We start from the raw sequence: 1,206 nt of genomic DNA, 5'->3' as shown, positions 1-1,206 counted from the left end.
TGCCCACGGCGTCACAGGTCAGCTTTTATGTGTAGATGGCGGTCAACATTTGGCGTGGAATACACCCGATATTTTGAGCGATTAATACTATTGGGTATAGGTTCGGGCGCAAAGTTGTGCACTGCCAAATTCGAGTGCGCGTTAATATGAACAAAATGTAAATATTTTCAATGACTTGGCGGCCTGTATAAAAAATATTGTTTAGTATCAATTAGTTATTTATGTGCCTATTTTTTAGGCAAGTCGTGGAAGCCGCCTTATAGCAACGGAAAAACCGCGATCACGAAAACTTATCATCAGAGTTATCCACAGATTACGTGGATGAGTTTCCTCTTGCGACAGGTGCGGTAAGGTTGCAGCCAGACAGAAGAATCATACTTGGGTAGTCATGAGCATACAGGCGGATGAAAAACGGGACAAAAATGTACCGCGCGGTCACAAGGTGATCGACGGGTATCTTCGGATGCTTGATGGATCCCCGGGTGTGTACCGGATGCTCGATCCCGAACACAACGTCCTCTACGTTGGCAAAGCAAAGAACCTCAAAAACCGCGTGTCCAACTACGCCCGCACCCACGGGCACAGCGCGCGGATTGCGCGAATGATTTCAGAAACCTCCCAGATGATGTTTTTGACCACGCGTACAGAGACCGAGGCGCTGCTGTTAGAGCAGAACCTCATTAAACAACTCAAGCCGCGCTATAATGTGCTGCTGCGCGACGACAAATCATTCCCGAATATTCTCGTGACCAAAGACCATGACTTTCCGCAAATCGTCAAACATCGCGGTGCGAAAAAGCGCAAGGGAGCCTATTACGGGCCGTTTGCATCCGCGAGCAACGTCAACAGCACGCTCAACCAGTTGCAGCGCGTGTTCTTGCTGCGCAATTGTTCGAACAGTGATTATGAGGGACGCACGCGGCCTTGCCTTCAACATCAGATAAAACGGTGCATGGCGCCCTGTGTTGGGAAGATTTCCAAAGAGGAGTACGCCCAGTTGGTGGCGGACGCCGAGCGCTTTTTGCAAGGGAAAGACGCGGGGCTTCAAGCGCGCTTGGCGAAGGAGATGGGCGAGGCGTCCGAGGCGATGGAGTTTGAGAAAGCGGCCGCTCTTCGGGATCGGATCCGCGCGATGACAAACGTGCAAACGGCCCAAGGGATCAATCCTAAAACTGTGTCGGAGGGGGATATCATCGGCCTTCACAT

Annotated in this window: 1 protein-coding gene and 1 pseudogene; both read left to right on the top strand. The window is 51.1% G+C overall.

The window, feature by feature from the left end:
* Positions 1–85, top strand: a pseudogene (locus ACTG34_RS13770) (short-chain dehydrogenase); the annotation flags it as partial.
* A 303-nt stretch (positions 86–388) separates the two neighbouring features.
* Positions 389–1,206, top strand: an 818-nt coding sequence (locus ACTG34_RS13765; protein WP_439105434.1) for a GIY-YIG nuclease family protein, incomplete at its 3' end; no start/stop codon positions are given.

The organism is Celeribacter marinus, from assembly GCF_965656515.1.
GTDB lineage: Bacteria > Pseudomonadota > Alphaproteobacteria > Rhodobacterales > Rhodobacteraceae > Celeribacter > Celeribacter marinus_D.
Note: the sequence above shows the minus strand (reverse complement) of the source record. Positions and strands in the feature narration are given on the sequence as shown.